Here is a 21,995-nt window from a genome sequence, read left to right as displayed (position 1 = left end):
TTTCTGCACCGATTCGGCGTCGGCGCGCACGGGACGAGTGCCGCCTTCTAGCGTGAGGGGATGCGACACCGAGCACATCCCTCCGCGGCGGACGATGCCGTGGATGCCGACCTGTCTGCCGCCGGCGCTTCTCCGACGGCGCCAAGGCGGCTGCGCTTGGGAGTCGGCGCCGCGGTGGTGCTGCTGATTCTCGCGGGAGTCGTCGCGGTCTTGGTCTCCGCAGGGGCGCAGCAGGGGCACTCCCTGGGGCTGTCCACGCCCAGCCCGCACTCGTCTGTCGGGGCTGGACCGGATGCGTCAGGCACGGCGGTCCCGAACGCCGGGGGTTCGGTACTCGTCCACGTCACGGGGGCCGTGCGGAAACCGGGGCTGGTGTCGCTGGCGCCGGGAGCACGAGTGGTGGATGCGGTCGCCGCGGCCGGTGGGCTCACGGACGACGCGGAGGCGGCCGGGGTGAACCTCGCGCGGCCGGTCGCCGACGGTGAGCAGCTCGCGGTGCCCCGCGTCGGCGAGACGGCGCCGACCGCCGCGCCGGGTGCGGGCGGTACCGGGGCTTCGGCGACCGGCTCTGCGCCGGCCGGCGGGGCGACCGTGAACCTGAACACCGCCACGCAGGCGGAGCTCGAGACGCTGCCACGCATCGGGCCGGCGCTCGCGCAGCGCATCCTGGACTGGCGTCAGGCGAACGGGCGCTTCGCCCAGGTGACCGATCTGATGAAGGTGACCGGGATCGGCCAGAAGCTCTTCGACGGGCTCAAGGACCGGGTGGTGGTCTGATGCCGGACCTTCGGCTCGCGTTGCCCGCCGTGTGCCTCTGGGCGACGTGCGCGGTGCTGATCGGGCTGACGGATGCGGCGGCCGCGGTGTGTGCCGCGGCGGCGATCGCCAGTGCCGCGTGCATCGGGGTCGCGCTGGCCCCTGCGCGATGGAGGTCGGAGAGGCCGGTGCGCGCCGGTCGAAATCGACCCGACCGTGACCGGCCGGGACGGATGCTCGCCTGCGTCGCCGTCATGCTCGGTGCCGTCGCGCTCGGAGCAGGGGTGGTGGCGGCGCAAGCGCCGGGCCGGGATGCGCAGGACCTGGACCGCGCCGCTCGGCGCTCCGACGTGGTCCAGGTCGTCGTGCGCGTCGAGCGTCCGCCGCACCGCATGGCCGGGGGCTTCGGTTCGGAGCCTCGCTGGACGCTGCGCGGCACGACCGTGGAGGAGCCGCGCGGGGTCCCGGTCAGCGTGCAGTTCGACGCGGCACCGGACCAAGCGCGCGCCTTCGCCCTCGGAGCGACGGCACGCGCGGAGGGAGTGCCACGCCGTGACGACCCGGGAGAGGTGACGAGCTACACGGTGCGCAGCTCGGGCGCCGACGCGGTGAGAATCACAGAGCCTCCGCCGCCCTGGCTGGCATGGGCCGCCGCGGCGCGGACGACGTTCGCTGCAGCTGCCGCGCGGACGCCGGGCGAGGGCGGCACCCTGCTGCCCGGCCTCGCCATCGGCGACGAGACCGACCTCTCACCCGCGCTCGACGAGGCGATGACCGCCTCATCGCTCAGCCACCTGACGGCCGTGTCCGGGGCGAACTGCGCTCTGGTGATCGGGCTGGTGTTCCTGATCGCCCGCGCCGCCGGAGCCGGCCGGCGCACGCGTATCGTGGCCGCCGGGATAGCGCTCGCGGGTTTCGTCGCGCTGGTCGGGCCCGGCGCGAGCGTGATCCGTGCGGCCGCGATGGCGGGCGTCGTCCTCATCGGGCTCGCCCGCGGACGTCCGGCCGACGGCGTCCCGGCTCTCGCGCTGGCGGGCATCGTGCTGCTGGTGCACGACCCCTGGCTGGCCCGCGACTACGGCTTCGTCCTGTCCGCGGTCGCGACAGCCGGGCTGCTGGTGCTCGCCGGACCGCTCGCGACGGTGCTGACGCGGTGGATGCCGCGGGCGCTGGCGCTCGCCCTGGCGATCCCCACCGCTGCTCAGCTGGCCTGCCAGCCGGTCCTGGTGCTGCTCTCGCCGACCCTCCCGCTGTACGGCGTCCCGGCCAACCTGCTCGCCGAGCCCGCCGCGCCGATCGCGACCATGCTCGGGTGCCTGGCGTGCGCCGTGCTTCCCTGGGCGCCGGCACTCGGTGAGCTGATCGTCCGGCTGGCGTGGCTGCCGGCCGCCTGGATCGCCCAGGTGGCGACCGCGATGAGCGCGCTTCCCGGTGTGGCGCTGCCGTGGGCTCCCGGTCCGCTCGGCGTCGCCCTGAGCGGGGCTGTGCTGGTGGCGGTCGCCGTTCTGGTCCTCGGACGGCGTGCGCCGCGTGCCGTCGCGATCGTCGCGTGCGCCGCCCTCCTCATCGGCGTCGTCGGGTACCTCGGCGCCCTCGGTGGAGCCGTCGTCGGACGCGCCGTCGCCCTGCCCGCCGACTGGCAGCTGGCCGCATGCGATGTGGGTCAGGGAGACGCCCTGCTCCTGCGCGACGGCGACGCGGTCGGGATGATCGATGTCGGGCGCCACCCCGAGCCCGCCGCCGCGTGCCTCGACCGGCTCGGGATCCAGCACATCGATGTCCTGATCCTCAGCCACTTCGACGCGGACCACGTCGGCGGTGTGGCAGGGGTCGCCTCGCGCGTCCGGCGCGCAATCGTGCAACGCCCGGTGCGGGATGCCGACGAGCGCACGCTCGACGTCCTGCGCGCAGCGGGCGTGCCGGTGGAGCGGGGGAGCACCGGACTGCACGGCGAACTGGGCGCACTCAGCTGGCGACTGCTCTGGCCGACGGCGACCGGCGGGTCCGGAATGGACACCGGCAACCCCGGCAGTCTCACCGTCGAGGCGGAGGGCCGAGGGCTGAGGTCGCTGTTCCTGGGCGACCTGGGGGAGGAGGCGCAGGATGCCGTGCTCGCCACCCGGGCGGTCCGTCCCGTCGACGTGGTCAAAGTCGCGCACCACGGATCGGCCGACCAGAGCCCGGCGATGTATCGCGCGCTCGGCGCACGCCTGGGACTGGTCTCGGTCGGCGTCCACAACGGCTACGGGCATCCCACGCGCCGGGCACTCGATCTGCTGGCGTCCTGCGGGACACCCGTGGCACGGACCGATGAGCAGGGGCTGGTCCTCGTGTCACCCGGGCCGGACGGGATCCGCGTCTGGAGCGAACGGCCGTCCGCGTCGAGTGCCGGTGGTCCCCCGTATCCTGGAGGAGTGAACCGGCCCGACGCCGGATCCGCACGATCGCAAGGAGACACGTGGCGACCCGAGCCGGCAGCAGAGGTGGAGCGAGCAAGACGCGGCCCGCCGCGAGCGCCATCCCGCAGCTCCCGTGGAACCAGATCCGCACGGCCCCGGTGGTGCTCGTCACGGGTTCGGAGGGCTTCCTCGCCGACCGGGCCGTGCGCACACTGCGCGACGCACTCAAGGCCGACGACCCCAGTCTCGAGATCAGCGATCTGCACGCGGGGGACTACGCGCCGGGGGAGCTGCTCACCCTCGCGAGCCCCTCCCTGTTCGGTGAGCCGCGCCTCATCCGGGTGGACGCCGTCGAGAAGTGCAACGACGCGTTCCTGGCCGACATGCTCGACTACCTGAACGCCCCCGCCGACGGCACCGTGGTGACCTTGCGGCATGCCGGCGGCGTGCGCGGCAAGAAGCTGCTCGACGCGATCCGTGCGGGCACCGGCGGCGGCATCGAGGTGGTCTGCGCCGAGCTCAAGAAGGATGCGGAGAAGTACGACTTCGCGCAGGCCGAGTTCGCGTCCGCGGGCCGCAAGGTGACTCCCGGAGCGCTTCGCGCCATCACGTCGGCGTTCTCCGACGACCTCGCCGAACTCGCGGCCGCATGCCAGCAGCTGCTCTCCGATTCAGCCGAGCAGATCACCGAGGCGACGGTCGACAAGTACTACGGCGGACGCGTCGAGACGAATGCGTTCCAGGTGGCGGACGCGGCGATCGCCGGCCGCCACGGTGAGGCGCTCGTCACGATGCGCCACGCGCTCGCGTCGGGGGCCGATCCCGTGCCCATGGTCGCGGCCTTCGCCAGCAAGATCCGCACGATGGCCAAGATCTCCGGCGCACGAGGCGGATCCGGGCAGCTCGCTCAGCAGTTCGGGCTGGCGCCCTGGCAGGTCGATCGGGCGCGCCGCGACCTCCAGGGCTGGACGGAGGACGGGCTCGGACGCTGCATCGAGCTCCTCGCCGAGACGGACGCGAACGTCAAGGGCGGCGGCCGCGACCCGGTGTTCGCCCTCGAGCGCATGATCCGCGTGGTCAGCGCCCGCGGGCGCGACTGAACCGCGCGGTCGGACCGGGAACGCGACTCGACCGCGTCCGCACATGCAGCGAGCCCCCGCCCGGACCGTGGTCCAGAAGCGGGGGCTCGCTCGCGGCGCGGGACAGGTCCCGCGGTCGGTCGTCGCTTAGAGCGCGGCGACCTGCTTGGCGATCGCAGACTTGCGGTTCGCCGCCTGGTTCTTGTGGATGACGCCCTTGCTGGCCGCCTTGTCGATCTTCTTCGCAGCGAGGCGCAGCGCCGCGGTCGCCTTGTCCTTGTCGCCGGAGACGACGGCCTCACGGGTGGCGCGGATGGCGGTCTTGAGCTCGCTCTTGACGGCCTTGTTGCGCTCCTGCGCCTTCTTGTTGGTGCGGTTGCGCTTGATCTGCGACTTGATGTTTGCCACGAGTGGTCACTTTCGTTTCTGAGTGAGTTAGGGATGTGCCGCTCAGCGGAGAGGGCGCCTTGCGGCGTTTCGTGCGGACACATCCACACGCAAGCCAACAAACAACTCTACCAGCGGGTCCCGCATCCCGCCAAAATCGCTGAGACAGAATCGCTGAGACGGCCCGGCAGGCGCGGACGCGCGAGCCGGCTCAGACCCGCGCCGGCGCGTACGAACCGACGAGCAGCTCCTCCAGCAGCGTGGCGCCGTTCGGCTCCCAGCCGAGGTCGATCCGGGCCTTCGAGCCGCGCGCCTGCTGGTCGAGCAGAAGCGCCTCCGCGAGGCCCTCGCCGAGGCGGGAGCGCGTCTCGTCTACGGGCTCCGCGACGGCCCCGCCGGTGAGGCCGGCGGCCTGCGCGGCCGCCTCGCCGAGCTCGCGCACGGTCGGGTTCTGCCCACCCGCGCCGATGTACGTTGCGCCGGCGGTGCCGTGCTCCAGGGCCAGCACGTACAGAGCGGCCAGGTCGTCGACGTGCACGGTCGCCCAGTGCTGCGACCCGTCGCCGATCAGGCGGAGGGCCGGAGCGGCGCCCTCGGTCCGCGGAGCGTCGGCCACCACGTTCGGCAGGCCCTTGCCGTGCCCGTACACGATCGACGGGACCACGACGGTCCCGCGCACGCCCTCGGCGCCGCGGACCAGGTCCTCGGCCGCCGAGCGCCAGGCGGTGATCGCCGGCGGTGCGACGGGCGACTCCTCGGTGATGTCGTCGTTCGATCCGTAGGTCCAGATCCCCCCGGTGTGCACGAACGGCTTGCCCGACCCGGCGAGACCGGCCAGGACGGCAGGCACCAGCACGGCGTCGACGTCCTTGCCCGACGCCAGGTGGATGACGCCGTCGCTGACGCGCGCCGTACGCTCCACGAGGTCCGCGTCGGACGCGTCGCCGACGACCGCCGACGCGCCGACGGCCTCGACCGCTGAGGCCTTGTCCGCGTCGCGGACCAGGGCGGTGACGCTGTGGCCCTCGTCGAGAAGGCGGGTGAGCACGGAGGATCCGATGAAGCCGGTCGCGCCGGTGAGGAGGATGTTCATAATCGTCCACAACTGACGGAGCGAATGAATATTCCGCAGATCGCATCGGTCGCGATGGGCCCGCACGCGACGCGCGTACGCTCGGATCATGACTTCCTCCACCATCGCCATCGTCAACGGTCACGTCGTCCCCGTCGCCCAGCCGCCCATCGAGAACGGCACCGTCCTCGTCCGCGACGGCGTCATCGAGGCGGTCGGGCCGGCCGACCAGGTGACGATTCCCGACGGCGTCACGGTGGTGGATGCGGCCGGCAAGTGGGTGCTCCCGGGCTTCATCGAGTCGCACGGTCACGTCGGCATCCACGAGGAGGCGAACGGGCCTGCCGGCGACGACACGAACGAGATGACGACCCCGAACACGGCGGCCGTCCGCGCGATCGACGCGATCAACATCGACGACGAGGGGTTCCGCGACGCGCTCTCCGGCGGTGTCACCTCGGTGGTCGTGAAGCCCGGGTCGGGCAACCCCATCGGCGGTCAGACCGTCGCGATCAAGACCTGGGGCGGTCGCATCATCGACGAGCAGATCATCCACGAGGCGGTGAGCGTCAAGTCGGCTCTCGGCGAGAATCCGAAGCGCGTCTACGGCGGCAAGAACCAGACGCCGAGCACGCGTCTGGGGGTCGCCATGATCATCCGCGAGGCGTTCGTCGCCGCCCAGAACTATCGGGCGCAGCGCGACAACGCCGAGCGGGAGGGCAAGCCGTTCGACCGCGACCTGTCGAAGGAGACCCTGGTCCGGGTGCTCGACGGCGAGCTCGCGTGGGATCAGCACACCCACCGCCACGACGACATCGCCACCGCGCTGCGCCTCGCGGACGAGTTCGGCTACCGCCTGGTCGTCAACCACGGCACCGAGGCGCACAAGATCGCCGACGTGCTGGCCGAGCGCGACATCCCGGTGATCTTCGGGCCGATGTTCACGTCGCGGTCCAAGGTCGAGCTGCGCGACCGTGCCATCGCCAACCTCGCGGTGCTGGCGAAGGCGGGCGTGCGGGTCGCGATCACGACGGACCACCCGGTGGTGCCGATCAACTTCCTGATCTACCAGGCGGCCCTCGCGGTGAAGGACGGGCTGCCGCGCGAGACGGCGCTCGAAGCGCTGACGGTCAACCCGGCCGCATTCCTGCGGCTGGACGACCGCGTCGGCTCGCTGACGCCCGGTCTCGACGGCGACGTGGTCGTGTGGTCGGGCGACCCGCTCGACGTGAACTCGCGCGCCGAGCGCGTGTTCATCCAGGGCGCCGAGGTCTACCGGTTCGAAGACGGACAGGGGCGCGTGGTCGAGCGCGCCGAGCGGTTCGCCTGACCGCGGGCCGCGGTCGTCCCGGGCGCGCACGCGGGCCCGCACCCGGGTGCGCTGCCGGGTGCGCGCGCGGGTGCGCTGCGCGGCCCGAGGACATGGGAGAATGGCCGGACGATGTCACCACGAGCTCTCCAGGCCCTCGAGCCCGCCGCGACCGACCCGGCCTCCCTCCGCAACTTCTGCATCATCGCGCACATCGACCACGGCAAATCGACGCTGGCCGACCGGATGCTGCAGATCACCGGCGTGGTCGCCGAGCGGGACATGCGCGCCCAGTACCTCGACCGCATGGACATCGAGCGCGAGCGCGGCATCACGATCAAGAGCCAGGCCGTCCGGATGCCGTGGGAGGTCGACGGCCAGACCTTCGCGCTGAACATGATCGACACACCGGGCCACGTCGACTTCACCTATGAGGTGTCCCGGTCGCTCGCGGCGTGCGAGGGAGCCATCCTCCTCGTGGATGCCGCCCAGGGCATCGAGGCGCAGACGCTCGCCAACCTCTACCTGGCCCTCGAGAACGACCTCACCATCGTCCCCGTGCTCAACAAGATCGACCTGCCCGCTGCCGACCCGGACAAGTACGCCCAGGAGCTCGCCAGCCTCATCGGCGGCAAGCCCGAAGACGTCCTCCGCGTCTCCGGCAAGACCGGGATGGGCGTCGAGGCGCTCCTCGACCGGGTCGTCGCGGAGATCCCGGCGCCCGTCGGCGTCGCCGACGCCCCGGCCCGCGCGATGATCTTCGACTCCGTCTACGACAGCTACCGCGGCGTCGTCACCTACGTCCGCATGGTCGACGGCACGCTGCACCCGCGCGAGCGCATCCAGATGATGTCGACCCGTGCCACCCACGAGATCCTCGAGATCGGCGTCTCGTCGCCCGAGCCGACGCCCTCCAAGGGGCTCGGCGTCGGCGAGGTCGGCTACCTGATCACCGGGGTGAAGGACGTCCGCCAGTCCAAGGTCGGCGACACGATCACCACCGCCGCGAAGCCGGCCACCGAGGCGCTCCCCGGGTACACCGAGCCCAAGCCCATGGTGTTCTCGGGCCTGTACCCGATCGACGGCAGCGACTACCCGGAGCTCCGCGAGGCGCTGGACAAGCTCAAGCTCTCCGACGCCGCGCTCGTCTACGAGCCGGAGACCTCGGTCGCCCTCGGCTTCGGCTTCCGCTGCGGCTTCCTCGGCCTGCTGCACCTCGAGATCATCACCGAGCGCCTCTCCCGCGAGTTCGGCCTCGACCTGATCACCACCGCACCGAGCGTGATCTACGAGGTGACGACCGAGGACAAGAAGACGGTCACGGTCACCAACCCGAGCGAGTTCCCCGGCGGCAAGATCGACAAGGTGGAGGAGCCGGTCGTCAAGGCGGCCATCCTCGCCCCCAAGGACTACGTCGGCGTCATCATGGAGCTGTGCCAGAGCCGCCGCGGCTCGCTGCTCGGCATGGAGTACCTGGGCGAGGACCGGGTCGAGATCCGCTACACGATGCCGCTCGGCGAGATCGTCTTCGACTTCTTCGACCAGCTCAAGTCCAAGACCGCCGGCTACGCCTCGCTCGACTACGAGCCGTTCGGGGAGCAGGAGTCCGACCTGGTGAAGGTCGACATCCTGCTGCAGGGCGAGACGGTGGATGCGTTCAGCGCGATCGTCCACCGCGACAAGGCCTACGCCTACGGCACCATGATGGCGTCGCGGCTGCGCGAGCTGATCCCGCGCCAGCAGTTCGAGGTCCCCATCCAGGCCGCAATCGGCGCCCGCATCATCGCGCGCGAGAACATCCGCGCGATGCGCAAGGACGTCCTCGCGAAGTGCTACGGCGGTGACATCACCCGAAAGCGCAAGCTCCTCGAGAAGCAGAAGGAGGGCAAGAAGCGCATGAAGATGGTGGGCCGCGTCGAGGTCCCCCAGGAGGCCTTCATCGCCGCGCTCTCCGGCGACACGGAGAAGAAGGACAAGAAGTAAGCTCCAGCGCGCCGCCCGGCGCGCGGCGGAACCCCGTTTCGCGAACCCCTCCGTCATGGCGGAAGATGAGTACATGCGCCGCTCGAGCTTCACCGACCAACCCGTCACGTACGGTGCGGTCGGCGCCACCCAGGCGGCCGATCTGCTGTACTACCCGCCGAAGGGCTACAAGCCGCTCGAGCGCAGCATCCGGCTGGGCAGCGGCGACGAGCGCTTCGAGACCTCCGCCACCGCCCTCATGGCGTGGGGCGTGCAGAAGGGGAGCGGCATCCACGTGACGGATGTGCGCGAGGGCACCGGCGTGCAGTACGAGGGCGTCGAGTTCGGCCCCGACGGCACGCCGATGCGGATGCGCGCCAACCGCCCGGAGGAGGACGTGTTCTCCGAGGACGGCACGCCGTTCGTGCGCAACGGCATGACCGCGGTGCTGAAGATCCCGTTCGGCCCGTTCCGCGTGTCCGCCCCGATCCGGGTCGTGTACGTCGTCGATGAGCCGCACCGGCGCGGTTTCGCCTACGGGACGCTGCACGGGCACCCGGAGAGCGGTGAGGAGCTGTTCCTGGTTGAGCAGCGCGAGGACGGCACCGTCTGGTTCGTGCTGCGCGCCCTGTCCCGCCCGTCCAACGCCTTCTACCGGCTGGGTTCGCCGGTCCTGTCCTTCATGCAGCGCCGCTTCACCGCCAAGTACCTGCGCGCACTGCACCCGGTGAGCTCCGCCTGATGCCCAGCACCCTTCCCCTCGGCGACCCCGCACCCGCCGACGGCCTGCTGCCCGCATCCACCGCGGTGGATGCCGCCCACCGGCACTTCGGCGTCTACCTGCACGTGCCGTTCTGCCGCGTGCGCTGCGGCTACTGCGACTTCAACACGTACACCGCGACCGAGCTGCGCGGCGTCTCCCAGTCCGACTACGCCGGTCATGCCGTCCGCGAGGTGGAGTTCGCCGCGCGGGCGCTGCGCGCGAGCGGCGTCCCCGACCGCCCGGTGTCGACGGTGTTCTTCGGGGGCGGCACGCCGACCCTTCTGCCGCCCGGCGACCTGACGGCCATGCTCGGTGCGGTCCGCGACGCGTGGGGTCTCGCCGACGGCGCCGAGGTGACCACGGAGGCGAACCCCGACTCGGTCGACGCCGACGACCTGCGACGGCTGGCCGACGCGGGCTTCACCCGCGTCTCGTTCGGGATGCAGTCGGCCGTGCCCCACGTGCTGGAGACGCTGGAGCGCACGCACGACCCGGCGCGCGTCCCGCTCGTGGTCGGCTGGGCGCGCGAGGCCGGTCTGCAGGTGAGCCTCGACCTGATCTACGGCACACCGGGGGAGTCGCTCGACGACTGGTCCCGCAGCCTCGACGCGGCACTGGCGTGCGAGCCGGACCACCTGTCCGCGTACGCGCTGATCGTCGAACCCGGCACGAAGCTGGCGCGGCAGATCCGCTCCGGCCAGGTGGCCGAGCCCGACGACGACCTCGAGGCCGACATGTACGAGCTCGCCGACCAGCGGCTCGCCGACGCGGGATACGACTGGTACGAGGTCAGCAACTGGGCGACCGACGAGGCGCATCGCTCCCGCCACAACCTGGCCTACTGGCTCGGTCACGACTGGTGGGGGATCGGGCCGGGGGCGCACAGTCACGTGGGCGGCGTCCGCTGGTGGAACGTCAAGCAGCCGGCCGCGTACGCGCAGCGCGTGCTGGCCGGCGAGTCCCCGGCGGCGGGGCGCGAGACGCTGGATGCGGAGACGCGGCACGTCGAGCGCGTCCTGCTGCTGAGCCGCATCCGGGAGGGTGTGCGGACCGCGGAGCTCGGCGACGCCGGCCGTCGCGAGGTGCCGGCCCTCATCGCCGACGGCCTGATCGACGGAAGAGCCGCCCTCCGCGGGTCGATCGTGCTGACCCTGCGGGGGCGGCTCCTGGCCGACGCGGTCGTCCGCCGGCTGCTCGCCGAGGACGCCGCGGAGCGGACCGCTAGCTGACGAAGCGGATGGCGACCGGGTAGGTGTAGAACTCGCCCTGGTTCGCCTTCACCGCGGCGATGATGCTGAACACGATGTTCAGCACCCACGCGGCGATGATGATGAAGATGCCGATCACGACGATCGACAGGATGCCGCCCACCACGTACGCGATGAAGATGGTGATCTGGAAGTTCAGCGCGGTCGCGGTGTGCGCGCGCACGAACGGCCCACGGTCTTTGAGGACGAGGTAGCCGATGAGCGCCGGGATCCAGCTGAACAAGATGCCGCCGATCTGGACGAGCGTCGCCCAGAGTTTCTCGTCGGCCGGGCTGAGCTGCGGCGCGCCGCCGTAAGGCTGCTGCGGCGGGGGCGGCGGGGGTGTGGCGGACATGGTGCTGTTCTCCTCTGACTGGCCAGGGGTGGACGTGGTCCATCCAGCCTAGGGCGCAGCGCCGTAGGCTGAAAAGAGCCTGAACGCGCGACCGCTACTTGATGAAGCGGAAGTTCACCGGGTAGCGGTAGGTGCCGCCGCTGTTCACGCGCACGAAGCCGAGGATCGAGAACACCAGGTTCAGGATGTACAGCGCCCACGGGATCAGCAGGCCGAAGAGCAGGTAGCCGATGCCGTAGGTGAAGCTGCCGATGATGATCCCGATGACCTGCGAGGCCACCCAGGCGATGATCCAGGTGATCTGCCAGTTGAGGGCTTCCTTGGCCTCCTGGTCGGTGAGACGGCCGCGGTCCTTGAAGACGAGCCAGATGATGAGCGAGGGCAGGAACCAGAGGATGCCGCCCAGGTGGGCGAACGACGCCCACTGCTTGTCCTGGGCGGGGTCGAGGGGCGCGGCGCCCGCGGCGGCGTAAGGCTGCTGGCCGGCTCCGGCCGGCTGCGCGTACGGCTGCTGGGGCGGCACGTTGCCGTAGGGCTGCTGGGGAGGGACGCCTCCGGGCTGCTGCGGCGGGACGCCGCCTGCCGGGTCGGCGGGCTGGTTCGGGTCTGTCATCTGCGGAACCCTTTCGTGATCGGTTGCGAGCGGGTCGAACCGGTGCCCATACGGTACTGCCGCCGTGTCTCAGCCAGCAATCATCCTGCGGGCGTTTCGGCGCGGTAGGATTGGCACTCAGGATCAGCGAGTGCTAATCGATCGACGGGAGGCGGGTATGGTCTCGGAACGCAGCCTCGAGGTGTTGCGCGTCATCGTCCAGGACTACGTGGCGTCGCGCGAGCCCGTGGGGTCCAAGAGCATCGTGGAGCGGCACTCCTTCGGCGTCTCCGCGGCGACGATCCGCAACGACATGGCCCTGCTCGAAGAGGAGGAGCTGATCGCGGCTCCGCACACCTCGTCCGGCCGGGTGCCGACCGACAAGGGCTACCGGCTCTTCGTCGACCACCTCGCAGAGATGCGGCCGCTCACGTCGGCGCAGCGGACCGCGATCGAGACCTTCCTCGGCCAGTCCGTCGACCTCGACGACGTGCTCTCGCGCACTGGGCGCCTGCTCTCCCAGCTCACCAATCAGGTGGCGCTGGTGCAGTACCCGACGGTCGCGCGCTCGCGCATCCGTCACATCGAGCTGGTCGCCCTGGCCCCGCGCCGGCTGCTCAGCGTGCTGATCACGGACTCCGGAGCGGTCGAGCAGCGTGTCATCGAGCCGATCGCCGAGCTGAGCGACGAAGACGTGGCCGAGATCCGCGGCGCGATCAACGGCGCGGCGGCGGGACTCACCCTCGCCGAGGCGACCACGCGGCTGCGCGAGCTGCCCGGCGCGCTCACGGAGCGCACGCGCGCTCTGGTGGAGCCCGTGGTCAGCGCCCTGCTCGACCAGATCGCGGCGAACCGGCAGGAGAAGCTCGTCATGGCGGGCGCGGCGAACCTCGTGCGCACCGAGCTCGACTTCCCCGGCACCATCACCCCGGTCCTCGAGGCGATCGAGGAGCAGGTGGTGCTGCTGCGGCTCTTCGACGAGATGGCCTCCGACCAGCACGGCGTCGCCGTCAGCATCGGGCGCGAGAACGCCGGCTTCGGCCTGACGGAAGCATCCGTCCTCTCCAGCGGTTACAGTGCGGCGGGGTCGGATGTCGCCCGCGTCGGACTGCTCGGACCGCTCCGCATGGACTACTCGGGCAACATGGCGGCGGTCCGCGCCGTGGCCCGTTACCTCTCCCGGCTGCTCGGCGACCAGTAGGCCGTCCGGCATCCCTCGACCACCACACGCGACGAAAGAAGAAGGAACAGCCCACGTGGCCGACCACTACGAAGTCCTCGGCGTCGAGCGCGACGCCAGCCCCGACGAGATCAAGAAGGCGTACCGCCGGCTCGCGCGCGAGCTGCACCCGGACGTGAACCCCAGCTCCGAGGCGCAGGAGCGGTTCAAGCTCGTGACGCACGCGTATGACGTGCTCAGCGACCCGCAGCAGCGGCAGCAGTACGATCTCGGCGGCTCCGGGGGATTCGGCGGCGGCGCGGGCAGCGCCGACTTCGCCGGGTTCAGCGACATCTTCGAGACGTTCTTCGGCGGCGGCGCCCCGGGCGGGCGCGGTCCGCGGTCGCGGCGTGAGCGCGGCCAGGACGCGCTTCTCCGGGTGGAGGTCGACCTCGACGAGGTCATCTTCGGCACGCACCGCGACCTCGAGGTCGACACGGCCGTGGTGTGCGAGACCTGCAACGGCTCGTGCTGCCAGCCCGGCACCCAGCCGGTGACCTGCGACATCTGCCACGGCACGGGCAGCATCCAGCGCTCGGTGCGCTCTCTGCTCGGCAACGTCATGACGTCGAGCCCGTGCGGCACCTGCCGCGGGTACGGCACCGTCATCGCGACCCCGTGCGTCACCTGCCAGGGCCAGGGCCGCGTGCGCGCACGCCGCACCGTGCCGGTGGACATCCCCGCCGGCGTCGACACCGGCCTGCGCCTGCAGATGCCGGGCAGCGGCGAAGCCGGTCCGGCCGGTGGCCCCAATGGCGACCTCTATCTGGAGATCAAGGTCAAGCACCACGAGGTGTTCAGCCGCGACGGCGACGACCTGCTCTGCACGCTCGAGCTGTCGATGACGGATGCGATCCTCGGCACGACCGCGAATGTGAAGGCCCTCGACGGCGACATCCGCCTCGAGCTCAAGCCCGGCACCCAGTCGGCCGACATCATCACGGTCAAAGACCGCGGCATCACGCACCTGCGCGGCAGCGGCCGCGGCGACCTTCGGGTCGGCATCCAGGTGGTCACGCCCACCAAGCTCGACCACAAGGAGAAGGAGCTGATCAAGAAGTTCGCGGCGTCCCACCGGACGCAGGAGCCCTCGCTGGCGCACTTCCAGCAGGGCCTGTTCGCGAAGCTCCGCGACCGGTTCCTCAACCTGTAACCCTGATGGCGTCCCTCTACCTGCGCGAGGACCTCGACGACGTCGAGGTCGGAGCGCGCCTGTCGCTGACGGGCGCCGAGGCGAAGCACGCCGCGACCGTCAACCGCACGCGGCCCGGCGAGTCGGTGCTGATCGGCAACGGCCGGGGGCTCGTCGCGTCCGGCGAGGTGCTGGTGGCGACGAACACCGAGCTGACGATCGACGTCGAGGCCGTCTCGCGCGTCGAGCGCCTGGCCCCGGCGATCACGCTGGTGCAGGCGCTGGCGAAGGGCGACCGCGACGAGCTCGCGATCCAGGCGGCGACGGAGCTCGGGGTGGATGCGGTGGTGCCGTGGTCCGCATCCCGCTCGGTCTCGCGCTGGGAAGGCGCCAAGGTGGGGAAGGGCCGGGAGCGCTGGACCTCGATCGTCCGGGAGGCGGCCAAGCAGTCCATCCGCGCCTGGACGCCGGAGGTCGGCGAGCTGGCCACGACGAAGCAGCTGGCCGCGCTGGCGGCGACCGCCCGCGTGCTCGTGCTCGAACCGGATGCGGAGGTGCCGCTGACCGGCATCGTGCCCGACGACCGCGACCTGGTGCTGGTGGTCGGGCCCGAGGGGGGCATCGCGCCGCAGGAGCTCGCAGCGCTCCGGGACGCGGGCGCCGAGCTCGTCCGGCTGGGCGGGACGGTGCTGCGCACCTCCACCGCGGGACCTGCCGCCCTCGCCGTGCTCAACGCGGCGCTCCGCCGCTGGTGAACGCCCGGCGCGCTGTCGGCGCGCGCGAATAGGATAGAGGCATGGCAGAGACGGAGCGTTCGATCTTCTCGCGCATCATCGCGGGCGAGATCCCGGCCGACGTGGTGTACGACTCGGAGCGGATCATCGCGTTCCGCGACATCGCGCCGCAGGCGCCGCTCCACCTGCTCGTGGTCCCCAAGACCGAGCTGTACCGCGATGTGACGGAGCTCGCCGCCGGCGACCCCGACCTGCTCGCGGAGCTCGTCGCGACGGCGGAGAAGCTCGCCGCCGAGCACTCCGACGGTGATTTCCGTCTCGTCTTCAACACCGGACCGGGCGCGGGTCAGACCGTGTTCCACGTCCACGCGCACGTACTGAGCGGTCAGCTCGAGGAAGGACGCCTTGGCCAACTCTGATTCCACCGCCCCCGGAGCGATCCCGGAGGGCGACGCCGGCAACCCGGGCAGCGCCGCCGAGGCGCACCTGAGCGTCGACGGTGTGCAGATGGTCCGCCTGCTCGGGCCGCAGGACCGGCTGCTCACCACGCTCGAGCGGCAGTACCCCCTCGTCAACGTGCACGTGCGCGGCAACGAGATCACGCTCGCGGGCGACCCGACCCAGGTGGCTGCGGCGCAGCGGCTGGTGGAAGAGCTTCTGCAGATGGTCCGCAACGGCCAGGAGCTGTCGGCCGCCGAGGTCACCAGCTCCGCCCGCATGCTCGGCAGCGATCTCAACCTCAGCCCGTCCGACGTTCTCGGCCAGGCCATCCTGACCGCGCGCGGCAAGAGCATCCGCCCGAAGACGCTCGGTCAGAGCCAGTACGTCGACGCCATCGACCACAACACGATCGTGTTCGGCATCGGCCCGGCCGGAACCGGCAAGACCTACCTGGCGATGGCGAAGGCCGTGCAGGCCCTGCAGCGCAAAGAGGTCACCCGCATCATCCTGACGCGTCCGGCGGTGGAGGCGGGGGAGCGGCTGGGCTACCTGCCCGGCACTCTGACGGACAAGATCGACCCGTACCTGCGCCCGCTCTACGACGCGCTCAACGAGATGATGGACCCGGAGCTGGTCCCCAAGCTCCTGGCGGCCGGGACGATCGAAGTGGCCCCGCTCGCGTACATGCGCGGTCGCACGCTCAACGACTCCTTCATCGTGCTCGACGAGGCGCAGAACACGACGCCCGAGCAGATGAAGATGTTCCTGACGCGCCTCGGCTTCAACTCGAAGATGGTCGTGACCGGCGACATCACCCAGATCGACCTGCCCAACTCGGCCAGCGGTCTGCGGCTGGTGACGCGCGTGCTCAACGACATCGACGACATCCACTTCGCCCGCCTGACGAGCGAAGACGTGGTGCGGCACAGCCTGGTCGGCCGGATCGTCGACGCCTACACCGAGTACGACGCGCGCCAGCAGGCGCGGCACTACGAGCGCGAGCAGGCGGCCGAGTTCGCCAACCGCGCCGAGCGCCGCAGCGGCACCCCGCGCGACCACCTCCCGAAGCGACGATAGGGCCGCAGTGAGCATCGAGATCAACAACGAGTCGACCATCGAGGTCGACGAGGCCGCCCTGCAGCGGCTGGCGACCTACGCCTTCGACATCCTGCACGTGCACCCGGATGCGGAGCTCGCGATCGTGCTGGTCGACGAGGCCGCGATGGAGCAGCTCCACGTGCAGTGGATGGACGAGCCGGGTCCCACCGACGTCCTCAGCTTCCCGATGGACGAGTTGCGCCCGGGCACCGAGGAGGAGCCCTCCCCGGCCGGCCTCCTCGGCGACGTCGTGCTCTGCCCGCAGGTCGCCCAGGTGCAGGCCGAGACGGCCGGTCACTCCCTGATGGACGAGCTGCTCCTGCTCACCACGCACGGCATCCTGCACCTGCTCGGCTTCGACCACGCCGAGCCGGCGGAGGAGCGCGAGATGTTCGCGATCCAGCGCGACATCCTCGTGGGCTTCGCCCGTTACGACCGACAGCGTTAGGGGGCGGGATGCTGCAGGCGCTCTTCTTCGTCGTCGCGTTCCTGCTCGTGGCCTTCGGCGGCCTCATGGCGGCCGTCGACTCCGCCCTCGCGGTGCAGTCGCGCGGCGACATCGCAGACCTGGCGGAGACATCGCGCGCCAAGAAGTCGCTGCGATCCATCGCGGAGGACCCCGGGGCGTACCTCAACGCCGTCAGCTTCACGCGCCTGCTGGCGGAGACGACCGCCGCCGTGCTCGTCACCCTCGCGTTCGAGCAGATCTTCGCCGAGTGGTGGGTGTCGCTCATCCTCGCCGCCCTCATCATGACCGCCGTGTCGTTCGTGCTCGTCGGCGTCAGCCCGCGGAGCGTCGGCCGGGCGAACTCCACGCTCCTGCTGCGCCTCACGGCGCCCGTCGTGCGGTTCGTGCGCGTGGTGCTCGGCCCGATCCCCGGAGGGCTGGTGGCGCTCGGCAACCGCGTCACGCCGTCCCGCGCCCGGTCGGCCCCGGTCACCAGCGAGGAGCAGCTGCTCTCGATCGTGGACGAGGCGACCGAGTTCGATGTGCTCGAGGAGGACGACCGCGAGCTCATCCACTCCATCTTCGAGTTCAACGAGACCGTCGTGCGCGAGGTGATGATCCCGCGCACCGACATGATCACCGTCGACGCGACAGCGGGCCTCGGCACGGCGATGGGGCTCTTCTTCTCCACCGGTGTGTCGCGCATGCCGGTGATCGACGGCGGCGACCCGGACGAGGTGGTCGGCATCCTGTACCTGCGGGATGCGGCCAAGCTGAGTTTCGAGCGCCCCCTCGGCGCCGACGAGCTGACGGTGCGCGACCTCGCCCGGCCGGCCCTGTTCGTGCCCGAGTCGCAGAAGGCGGATGCGCTGCTCGCGCAGATGCAGCGCGAGTCGAACCATCTGGCGATGGTGGTGGACGAGTACGGCGGCATCGCCGGCCTGGTCACGCTCGAAGACCTCATCGAGGAGCTGGTCGGCGACATCTCGGACGAGTACGACCACGAGGTCGCGCTCATCCAGCCGCTCGGCGAGGGACGCTACCGCATCGCGACGCGCCTGCCCATCGACGACCTGGGCGAGCTGTTCGACCTGGAGATCGAGGACGAGGACGTGGACAGCGTCGGCGGCCTCGTCACCAAGGCGCTGGGGCGGCTGCCCGAAGTCGGCTCGACCGTGAACGTGCACGGGCTCCGCTTCACGGTCGACCGCATCGAGGGCAAGCACAAGCACGTCGCCTCCGTGCTGGTCGAACGGGATGTGGCGCTGCTGCCGGAACCCGACGGCGGGCACGTCCCGATGCCGAAGGACGAGGACCGACCCGACCGGCACGCATCAGAGCGGCACGCATCAGAGCGGCACGCGTCAGAGCGGCACGCGTCAGAGCGGCACCAGACCGAGCGGCAGACCGCCCGCACCGACCACCGTCACACCGCGCAGGAGACAAGATCGTGACCGAGTACCACGCCGGATTCGTCTCGTTCGTCGGCCGCCCCAACGTAGGCAAGTCGACGCTGACCAACGCCCTGGTGGGTGAGAAGGTGGCGATCACCAGCTCCAAGCCGCAGACCACCCGCCGGGCGATCCGCGGGATCGTGCACCAGAAGGACGGCCAGCTCATCCTGGTCGACACCCCGGGCATCCACCGCCCCCGCACCCTGCTCGGCGAGCGTCTCAACACGCTCGTGCAGTCGACGCTCGGCGACGTCGACGTGATCGGCTTCTGCGTGCCGGCCGACGAGAAGATCGGCCCCGGCGACCGCTTCATCAACGACCAGCTCGACGAGTACCCGCGCGCCAAGAAGGTGGCCATCGTCACCAAGGTGGATGCGGTGGGCAAGGCCCAGGTCGCCGAGCAGCTCCTCGCCGTGTCCGCCCTGCGCGAGTGGGAGGCGATCGTGCCCGTCTCCGCCGTCAGCCACATCCAGCTGGAGACGCTGACCTCGGAGCTCATGAAGCTGCTCCCGACGTCGCCCGCGCCGCTGTACCCGGACGAGGCCACCACCGACGAGGGCCTCGAGGACCGCATCTCCGAACTGATCCGCGAGGCCGTGCTCGAGGGCGTCGAGGACGAGCTCCCGCACTCGCTCGCGGTCACCATCGACGACATCGTCGAGCGCGACGACAAAGACCTGGTGGAGATCTACGCGAACCTCTTCGTGGAGCGCGACAGCCAGAAGGCGATCGTCATCGGCAAGGGCGGCAGCCGCATCCGCGATGTCGGCGCCGCCGCCCGCGCACCCATCGAGCAGCTGATGGGCCGGCACGTGTTCCTGTCCATCCGCGTCAAGGTCGCGAAGGACTGGCAGCGCGACCCGAAGCAGCTGGGGCGCCTCGGCTTCTGAGGCGGCGGCCGAGCGCCACGCCCGTACATCCCGAGGATGATTCCGCCGCCCGGATGCCCGGAGCCGGAGGGACGGACTCTACGGTAGAAGCATGCCCTCCCGCCGCCGACTCCTGAGCGCGCTGGCCCCGTACCGCTGGGTGCTGGAGCCCGCGCTGGCCGTCGCGCTGTTCGGGGCGTGGTTCGTGACGGGGCTGCCGTTCGAGCTCGCGGCGGCGCTCGCGCTCGTGTTCTACTGCGGGGCGGTCGCGCTGTCGCGCATCCTGCCCGCCGTGTCGCTCGCGCTGGTGTGGGTGGCGGTGCTGCTGGAGCTGACGGAGCAGGAGTCGGCGCACGGCGCGTTCCGCGTGATCGCGGCGATCGCCGTGGTGACCGCGCTGGTGGGCGTCGCCGCGCACAGCGGCCGCGTGCTGCGCTGGGTCGACTTCGCGTCGGCCATCCTGCTCGCCCCGGCGATGGCGTACCTGTTCACGGTGCGCGGCGAGCTCAAGTTTCCGCAGTTCGGTCCCGTGATCGGCGGGTATTACACCAGCCAGGGGATCGGCTTCCTGCTGATGAGCCTGCTGCTCGCGGTGATCTTCGTCGCCGGCTGGCTGCTCGGGTTCCTGGTCGCCCGGCAGCGTGCCGCGCAGGCCGGGCCCGGCTCCGACGGTTCGTCGGTGCTGGTGTGGCTGGCGTCGAGCGGAGGGGCGGAGGTCGTGGAGGACGACCCGGACCGCGCCCAGCTGGTGCGGCGGCTGACGCGCACCCAGCTGACGGCGGACATCATCGGCGCCGTCGTGTTCGAGGTGTTCTGCCTCGTCGTCGGCGAGCAGGACCGCACGGCGTTCGTCGTGATCACCGTCTTCGCGGTGGCCGTCGCCCTGCGCCGCATGTCGCCGGCGGTGGCGCTCTCCCTGGCGTGGCTGGCGGCGGTCGTGCAGATGACGACCGGCCACAGCATCCTGGTCAGCGACCTCGGCGTGCTCATCGTGCTCTACGCCACCGCGGCCTACGGCGACCGCATCGTGCGGGCCGCCGGTCTCATCTCCGCCGGTCTCGGCGCCCTCGTCGCGGCCCTCTATCTGACAGTGACGGCGGCCGTCGCCCAGGGGTACTACGACCTGCTGTCGAGCGCCATCGCGAGCGTCGCGCTGCAGTTCGCGTTCCTGTTCGTGGTCAGCGTGACGGTGCTCGGGCTCTCCTGGGTTCTCGGCCTGCTGGTGCGCACCTGGCGGAACGCCCGGGTGGCGCGACGCGCGCGGCAGGCGGCGGAGCTCGACCGCGACCGCGCCGTCGAGGATGTCGTGGTCGAGCAGGAGCGCACCCGCATCGCGCGGGACATGCACGACGTGGTCGCCCACTCGCTCGCGGTCGTCATCGCGCAGGCGGACGGCGCGCGCTACGCCCGGCACTCCGATCCGGATGCCGTGGACGAGGCCCTGAGCACGATCGCCTCCACTGCGCGCTCCGCCCTCGGCGACGTCCGCGTGCTGCTCGCCGAGCTGCGGCAGTCGCATCCCGCCGACTCTGCTGGCGGCGCGTCCGGGCACGACGGCCCGCAGCCGTCGCTCGCGGACCTCGACCAGACCGTCGAGCACATCCGCTCGGCTGGCCTCGACGTGACCCTCGAGCGCACCACGACCGGGGAGGCGCTCGGATCGGCGCAGCAGCTGGCCGCCTTCCGCATCGTGCAGGAGGCGCTCACCAACGCCCTGCGCCACGGCGACACCGCGCATCCCGCGAGCGTCGTGCTCGCCGACGCCCCGGAGGAGCGGGGTCAAGGACTCATCATCACCGTGAGGAACACCATGAGAGACACCACCGTCGAACCGACCACCACCGGCTCGTTGTCGCGCATCGGCCACGGCCTGCCCGGGATGCGCGAGCGCGCGTCCCTTGCCGGCGGCTCGCTGACCGCCGGACCCGACGGGCAGGAGTTCGTCGTGTCGGCGTTCCTCCCGGGGGCGGCCGCATGACCGGCACCGGGGTGAGCACGCGCATCCGGGTGCTGCTGGTGGACGACCAGCCGCTGTTCCGCGCCGGGGTGCGGATGCTGCTGGGATCGCAGGAGGACCTGGAGTTCGCCGGCGAGGCCGGGAACGGACAGGAGGGTGTGCGGCTCGCCGCGGAGACGCGTCCCGACGTCGTGCTGATGGACATCCGGATGCCCGTCATGGACGGCATCGCGGCCACGAGCGCCATCATCGCCGACGCCGAGCGCGCGGGCCGGACGCCGCCGCGGATCGTCGTGCTCACCACCTTCGACCTCGATGAGGCGGCCGCACGGGCGATCCGGGGCGGCGCGAGCGGGTTCGTGCTCAAGGACGCGGAGCCGGAGTTCCTGCTCGCCGCCATCCGGACGGTCCACGCGGGCAGCGCGGTCATCGCCGCTGGTGCAACGCGCGAGCTGTTCGAGTACTTCTCGTCCGCCCAGCCGACCAGGCCGGAGCCGCCGGAGTTCGCGTCCCTCACCTCGCGTGAGCGCGAGATCTTCGTGCTCGCCGCCCGCGGGCTCAGCAACGCCGAGATCGCCGGGTCGGAGTTCCTCAGCGAGGCGACCGTGAAGACGCACATCTCGCGCATCCTCGCCAAACTGGGGCTGCGCGACCGCGTGCAGATGGTCGTCTACGCCTTCGAGCACGGTCTGACCGCGGCGGAGTAGCCCTCGGGGAACGCC

At 71.2% G+C, this 21,995-nt stretch carries 20 protein-coding genes and 1 pseudogene; 17 read left to right on the top strand and 4 right to left on the bottom strand.

Annotated features, from left to right (window positions below; genetic code table 11):
• Positions 1 to 60 precede the first annotated feature (60 nt).
• The 3 genes and pseudogenes from ACTJI1_RS07830 (at position 61) to holA (ending at position 4,255) form a co-directional block, all read left to right on the top strand.
• The gene (locus tag ACTJI1_RS07830; protein WP_440742144.1) at positions 61 to 777 is read left to right on the top strand and encodes a ComEA family DNA-binding protein; all 717 of its coding nucleotides are present in this window, start codon (positions 61 to 63) and stop codon (positions 775 to 777) included.
• Positions 777 to 2,921 (top strand): annotated as a pseudogene (locus ACTJI1_RS07825) (ComEC/Rec2 family competence protein); the annotation flags it as partial. The gene ACTJI1_RS07830 and the pseudogene ACTJI1_RS07825, both read left to right, overlap by 1 nt.
• A gap of 293 nt (positions 2,922 to 3,214) precedes the next feature.
• Positions 3,215 to 4,255 carry a DNA polymerase III subunit delta gene (gene holA / locus ACTJI1_RS07820; RefSeq protein WP_440742143.1) on the top strand — a complete coding sequence of 347 codons (1,041 nt, stop codon included), beginning with the start codon at positions 3,215 to 3,217 and terminating at the stop codon, positions 4,253 to 4,255.
• 126 nt (positions 4,256 to 4,381) lie between these two features.
• On the opposite strand, the gene rpsT is transcribed toward holA, so the two are convergent.
• Positions 4,382 to 4,642, bottom strand: coding sequence for a 30S ribosomal protein S20 (gene rpsT, locus ACTJI1_RS07815; RefSeq protein WP_310129135.1), 261 nt, complete (start codon positions 4,640 to 4,642; stop codon positions 4,382 to 4,384).
• Positions 4,643 to 4,832: 190 nt separating this feature from the next.
• Positions 4,833 to 5,714 carry an NAD-dependent epimerase/dehydratase family protein gene (locus tag ACTJI1_RS07810; protein ID WP_440742142.1) on the bottom strand — a complete coding sequence of 294 codons (882 nt, stop codon included), beginning with the start codon at positions 5,712 to 5,714 and terminating at the stop codon, positions 4,833 to 4,835.
• Between the two features lie 88 nt (positions 5,715 to 5,802).
• On the opposite strand from ACTJI1_RS07810, the gene ACTJI1_RS07805 reads away from it, so the two are divergent.
• The 4 genes from ACTJI1_RS07805 (at position 5,803) to hemW (ending at position 10,956) form a co-directional block, all read left to right on the top strand.
• Entirely contained in the window at positions 5,803 to 7,023 is a 1,221-nt protein-coding gene (locus ACTJI1_RS07805; protein WP_440742141.1) for an amidohydrolase, read from the top strand.
• Positions 7,024 to 7,134: 111 nt separating this feature from the next.
• The gene (gene lepA, locus ACTJI1_RS07800; protein ID WP_440742140.1) at positions 7,135 to 8,985 is read left to right on the top strand and encodes a translation elongation factor 4; all 1,851 of its coding nucleotides are present in this window, start codon (positions 7,135 to 7,137) and stop codon (positions 8,983 to 8,985) included.
• A 55-nt stretch (positions 8,986 to 9,040) separates the two neighbouring features.
• The gene (locus ACTJI1_RS07795; RefSeq protein ID WP_440742139.1) at positions 9,041 to 9,706 is read left to right on the top strand and encodes a DUF1990 family protein; all 666 of its coding nucleotides are present in this window, start codon (positions 9,041 to 9,043) and stop codon (positions 9,704 to 9,706) included.
• Positions 9,706 to 10,956, top strand: a complete 1,251-nt coding sequence (gene hemW, locus ACTJI1_RS07790) for a radical SAM family heme chaperone HemW (protein WP_440742138.1) — start codon at positions 9,706 to 9,708, stop codon at positions 10,954 to 10,956. The genes ACTJI1_RS07795 and hemW overlap by 1 nt, the downstream gene beginning before the upstream one ends.
• Here the strand turns inward: hemW and ACTJI1_RS07785 are convergent.
• Together ACTJI1_RS07785 and ACTJI1_RS07780 are read right to left on the bottom strand one after the other, a co-directional pair.
• Positions 10,949 to 11,329 carry a DUF4870 domain-containing protein gene (locus ACTJI1_RS07785; protein ID WP_310129148.1) on the bottom strand — a complete coding sequence of 127 codons (381 nt, stop codon included), beginning with the start codon at positions 11,327 to 11,329 and terminating at the stop codon, positions 10,949 to 10,951. The genes hemW and ACTJI1_RS07785 overlap by 8 nt on opposite strands.
• A gap of 94 nt (positions 11,330 to 11,423) precedes the next feature.
• The gene (locus ACTJI1_RS07780; RefSeq protein WP_310129150.1) at positions 11,424 to 11,942 is read right to left on the bottom strand and encodes a DUF4870 domain-containing protein; all 519 of its coding nucleotides are present in this window, start codon (positions 11,940 to 11,942) and stop codon (positions 11,424 to 11,426) included.
• A 157-nt stretch (positions 11,943 to 12,099) separates the two neighbouring features.
• Between ACTJI1_RS07780 and hrcA the strand changes: the two genes are divergently transcribed.
• The 10 genes from hrcA to ACTJI1_RS07730 all read left to right on the top strand — a co-directional run bounded on the left by hrcA (position 12,100) and on the right by ACTJI1_RS07730 (position 21,980).
• On the top strand, positions 12,100 to 13,122 hold the full coding sequence (hrcA, locus tag ACTJI1_RS07775; protein WP_310129152.1) for a heat-inducible transcriptional repressor HrcA: 1,023 nt from the start codon (positions 12,100 to 12,102) through the stop codon (positions 13,120 to 13,122).
• A gap of 55 nt (positions 13,123 to 13,177) precedes the next feature.
• The gene (gene dnaJ / locus ACTJI1_RS07770) at positions 13,178 to 14,293 is read left to right on the top strand and encodes a molecular chaperone DnaJ (protein WP_310129154.1); all 1,116 of its coding nucleotides are present in this window, start codon (positions 13,178 to 13,180) and stop codon (positions 14,291 to 14,293) included.
• A gap of 5 nt (positions 14,294 to 14,298) precedes the next feature.
• The gene (locus ACTJI1_RS07765; protein WP_440742137.1) at positions 14,299 to 15,027 is read left to right on the top strand and encodes a 16S rRNA (uracil(1498)-N(3))-methyltransferase; all 729 of its coding nucleotides are present in this window, start codon (positions 14,299 to 14,301) and stop codon (positions 15,025 to 15,027) included.
• A gap of 41 nt (positions 15,028 to 15,068) precedes the next feature.
• The gene (locus ACTJI1_RS07760) at positions 15,069 to 15,425 is read left to right on the top strand and encodes a histidine triad nucleotide-binding protein (protein WP_440742136.1); all 357 of its coding nucleotides are present in this window, start codon (positions 15,069 to 15,071) and stop codon (positions 15,423 to 15,425) included.
• The gene (locus ACTJI1_RS07755; RefSeq protein ID WP_440742135.1) at positions 15,412 to 16,524 is read left to right on the top strand and encodes a PhoH family protein; all 1,113 of its coding nucleotides are present in this window, start codon (positions 15,412 to 15,414) and stop codon (positions 16,522 to 16,524) included. The genes ACTJI1_RS07760 and ACTJI1_RS07755 overlap by 14 nt, the downstream gene beginning before the upstream one ends.
• A gap of 7 nt (positions 16,525 to 16,531) precedes the next feature.
• Positions 16,532 to 16,993, top strand: coding sequence for an rRNA maturation RNase YbeY (gene ybeY / locus ACTJI1_RS07750; protein ID WP_121260820.1), 462 nt, complete (start codon positions 16,532 to 16,534; stop codon positions 16,991 to 16,993).
• Positions 16,994 to 17,001: 8 nt separating this feature from the next.
• Positions 17,002 to 18,447: a hemolysin family protein gene (locus ACTJI1_RS07745; RefSeq protein WP_440742134.1), complete on the top strand. Its 1,446-nt coding sequence runs from the start codon at positions 17,002 to 17,004 to the stop codon at positions 18,445 to 18,447.
• Positions 18,444 to 19,337 (top strand): GTPase Era, encoded by an 894-nt coding sequence (gene era, locus ACTJI1_RS07740; protein WP_310129163.1) that lies wholly within the window; start codon positions 18,444 to 18,446, stop codon positions 19,335 to 19,337. The genes ACTJI1_RS07745 and era overlap by 4 nt, the downstream gene beginning before the upstream one ends.
• 91 nt (positions 19,338 to 19,428) lie before the next feature.
• Positions 19,429 to 21,294, top strand: coding sequence for a sensor histidine kinase (locus ACTJI1_RS07735; RefSeq protein WP_440742133.1), 1,866 nt, complete (start codon positions 19,429 to 19,431; stop codon positions 21,292 to 21,294).
• A complete protein-coding gene (locus ACTJI1_RS07730) occupies positions 21,291 to 21,980 on the top strand; it encodes a response regulator (RefSeq protein ID WP_440742132.1) in 690 nt (229 codons plus the stop codon). Before ACTJI1_RS07735 ends, ACTJI1_RS07730 begins: the two co-directional genes overlap by 4 nt.
• Positions 21,981 to 21,995: the final 15 nt, after the last annotated feature.

The organism is Leifsonia sp. 22587, assembly GCF_052044215.1.
GTDB classification, from domain to species: Bacteria; Actinomycetota; Actinomycetes; order Actinomycetales; family Microbacteriaceae; genus Leifsonia; species Leifsonia shinshuensis_C.
The sequence above is the reverse complement of the archived record's forward strand: the minus strand, read 5'-3'. Positions and strand labels throughout refer to the sequence as shown.

Bases quoted from the DNA above. Each gene is read 5' to 3' on its own strand.
- ACTJI1_RS07830 (WP_440742144.1), top strand. From the start codon at position 61: ATGCGACACCGAGCACATCCCTCCGCGGCGGACGATGCCGTGGATGCC.
- ACTJI1_RS07810 (WP_440742142.1), bottom strand. From the start codon at position 5,714: ATGAACATCCTCCTCACCGGCGCGACCGGCTTCATCGGATCCTCCGTG.
- ACTJI1_RS07805 (WP_440742141.1), top strand. From the start codon at position 5,803: ATGACTTCCTCCACCATCGCCATCGTCAACGGTCACGTCGTCCCCGTC.
- lepA (WP_440742140.1), top strand. From the start codon at position 7,135: ATGTCACCACGAGCTCTCCAGGCCCTCGAGCCCGCCGCGACCGACCCG.
- ACTJI1_RS07795 (WP_440742139.1), top strand. From the start codon at position 9,041: ATGGCGGAAGATGAGTACATGCGCCGCTCGAGCTTCACCGACCAACCC.
- hemW (WP_440742138.1), top strand. From the start codon at position 9,706: ATGCCCAGCACCCTTCCCCTCGGCGACCCCGCACCCGCCGACGGCCTG.
- ACTJI1_RS07785 (WP_310129148.1), bottom strand. From the start codon at position 11,329: ATGTCCGCCACACCCCCGCCGCCCCCGCCGCAGCAGCCTTACGGCGGC.
- ACTJI1_RS07780 (WP_310129150.1), bottom strand. From the start codon at position 11,942: ATGACAGACCCGAACCAGCCCGCCGACCCGGCAGGCGGCGTCCCGCCG.
- hrcA (WP_310129152.1), top strand. From the start codon at position 12,100: ATGGTCTCGGAACGCAGCCTCGAGGTGTTGCGCGTCATCGTCCAGGAC.
- ACTJI1_RS07765 (WP_440742137.1), top strand. From the start codon at position 14,299: ATGGCGTCCCTCTACCTGCGCGAGGACCTCGACGACGTCGAGGTCGGA.
- ACTJI1_RS07760 (WP_440742136.1), top strand. From the start codon at position 15,069: ATGGCAGAGACGGAGCGTTCGATCTTCTCGCGCATCATCGCGGGCGAG.
- ACTJI1_RS07745 (WP_440742134.1), top strand. From the start codon at position 17,002: ATGCTGCAGGCGCTCTTCTTCGTCGTCGCGTTCCTGCTCGTGGCCTTC.
- ACTJI1_RS07735 (WP_440742133.1), top strand. From the start codon at position 19,429: ATGCCCTCCCGCCGCCGACTCCTGAGCGCGCTGGCCCCGTACCGCTGG.
- ACTJI1_RS07730 (WP_440742132.1), top strand. From the start codon at position 21,291: ATGACCGGCACCGGGGTGAGCACGCGCATCCGGGTGCTGCTGGTGGAC.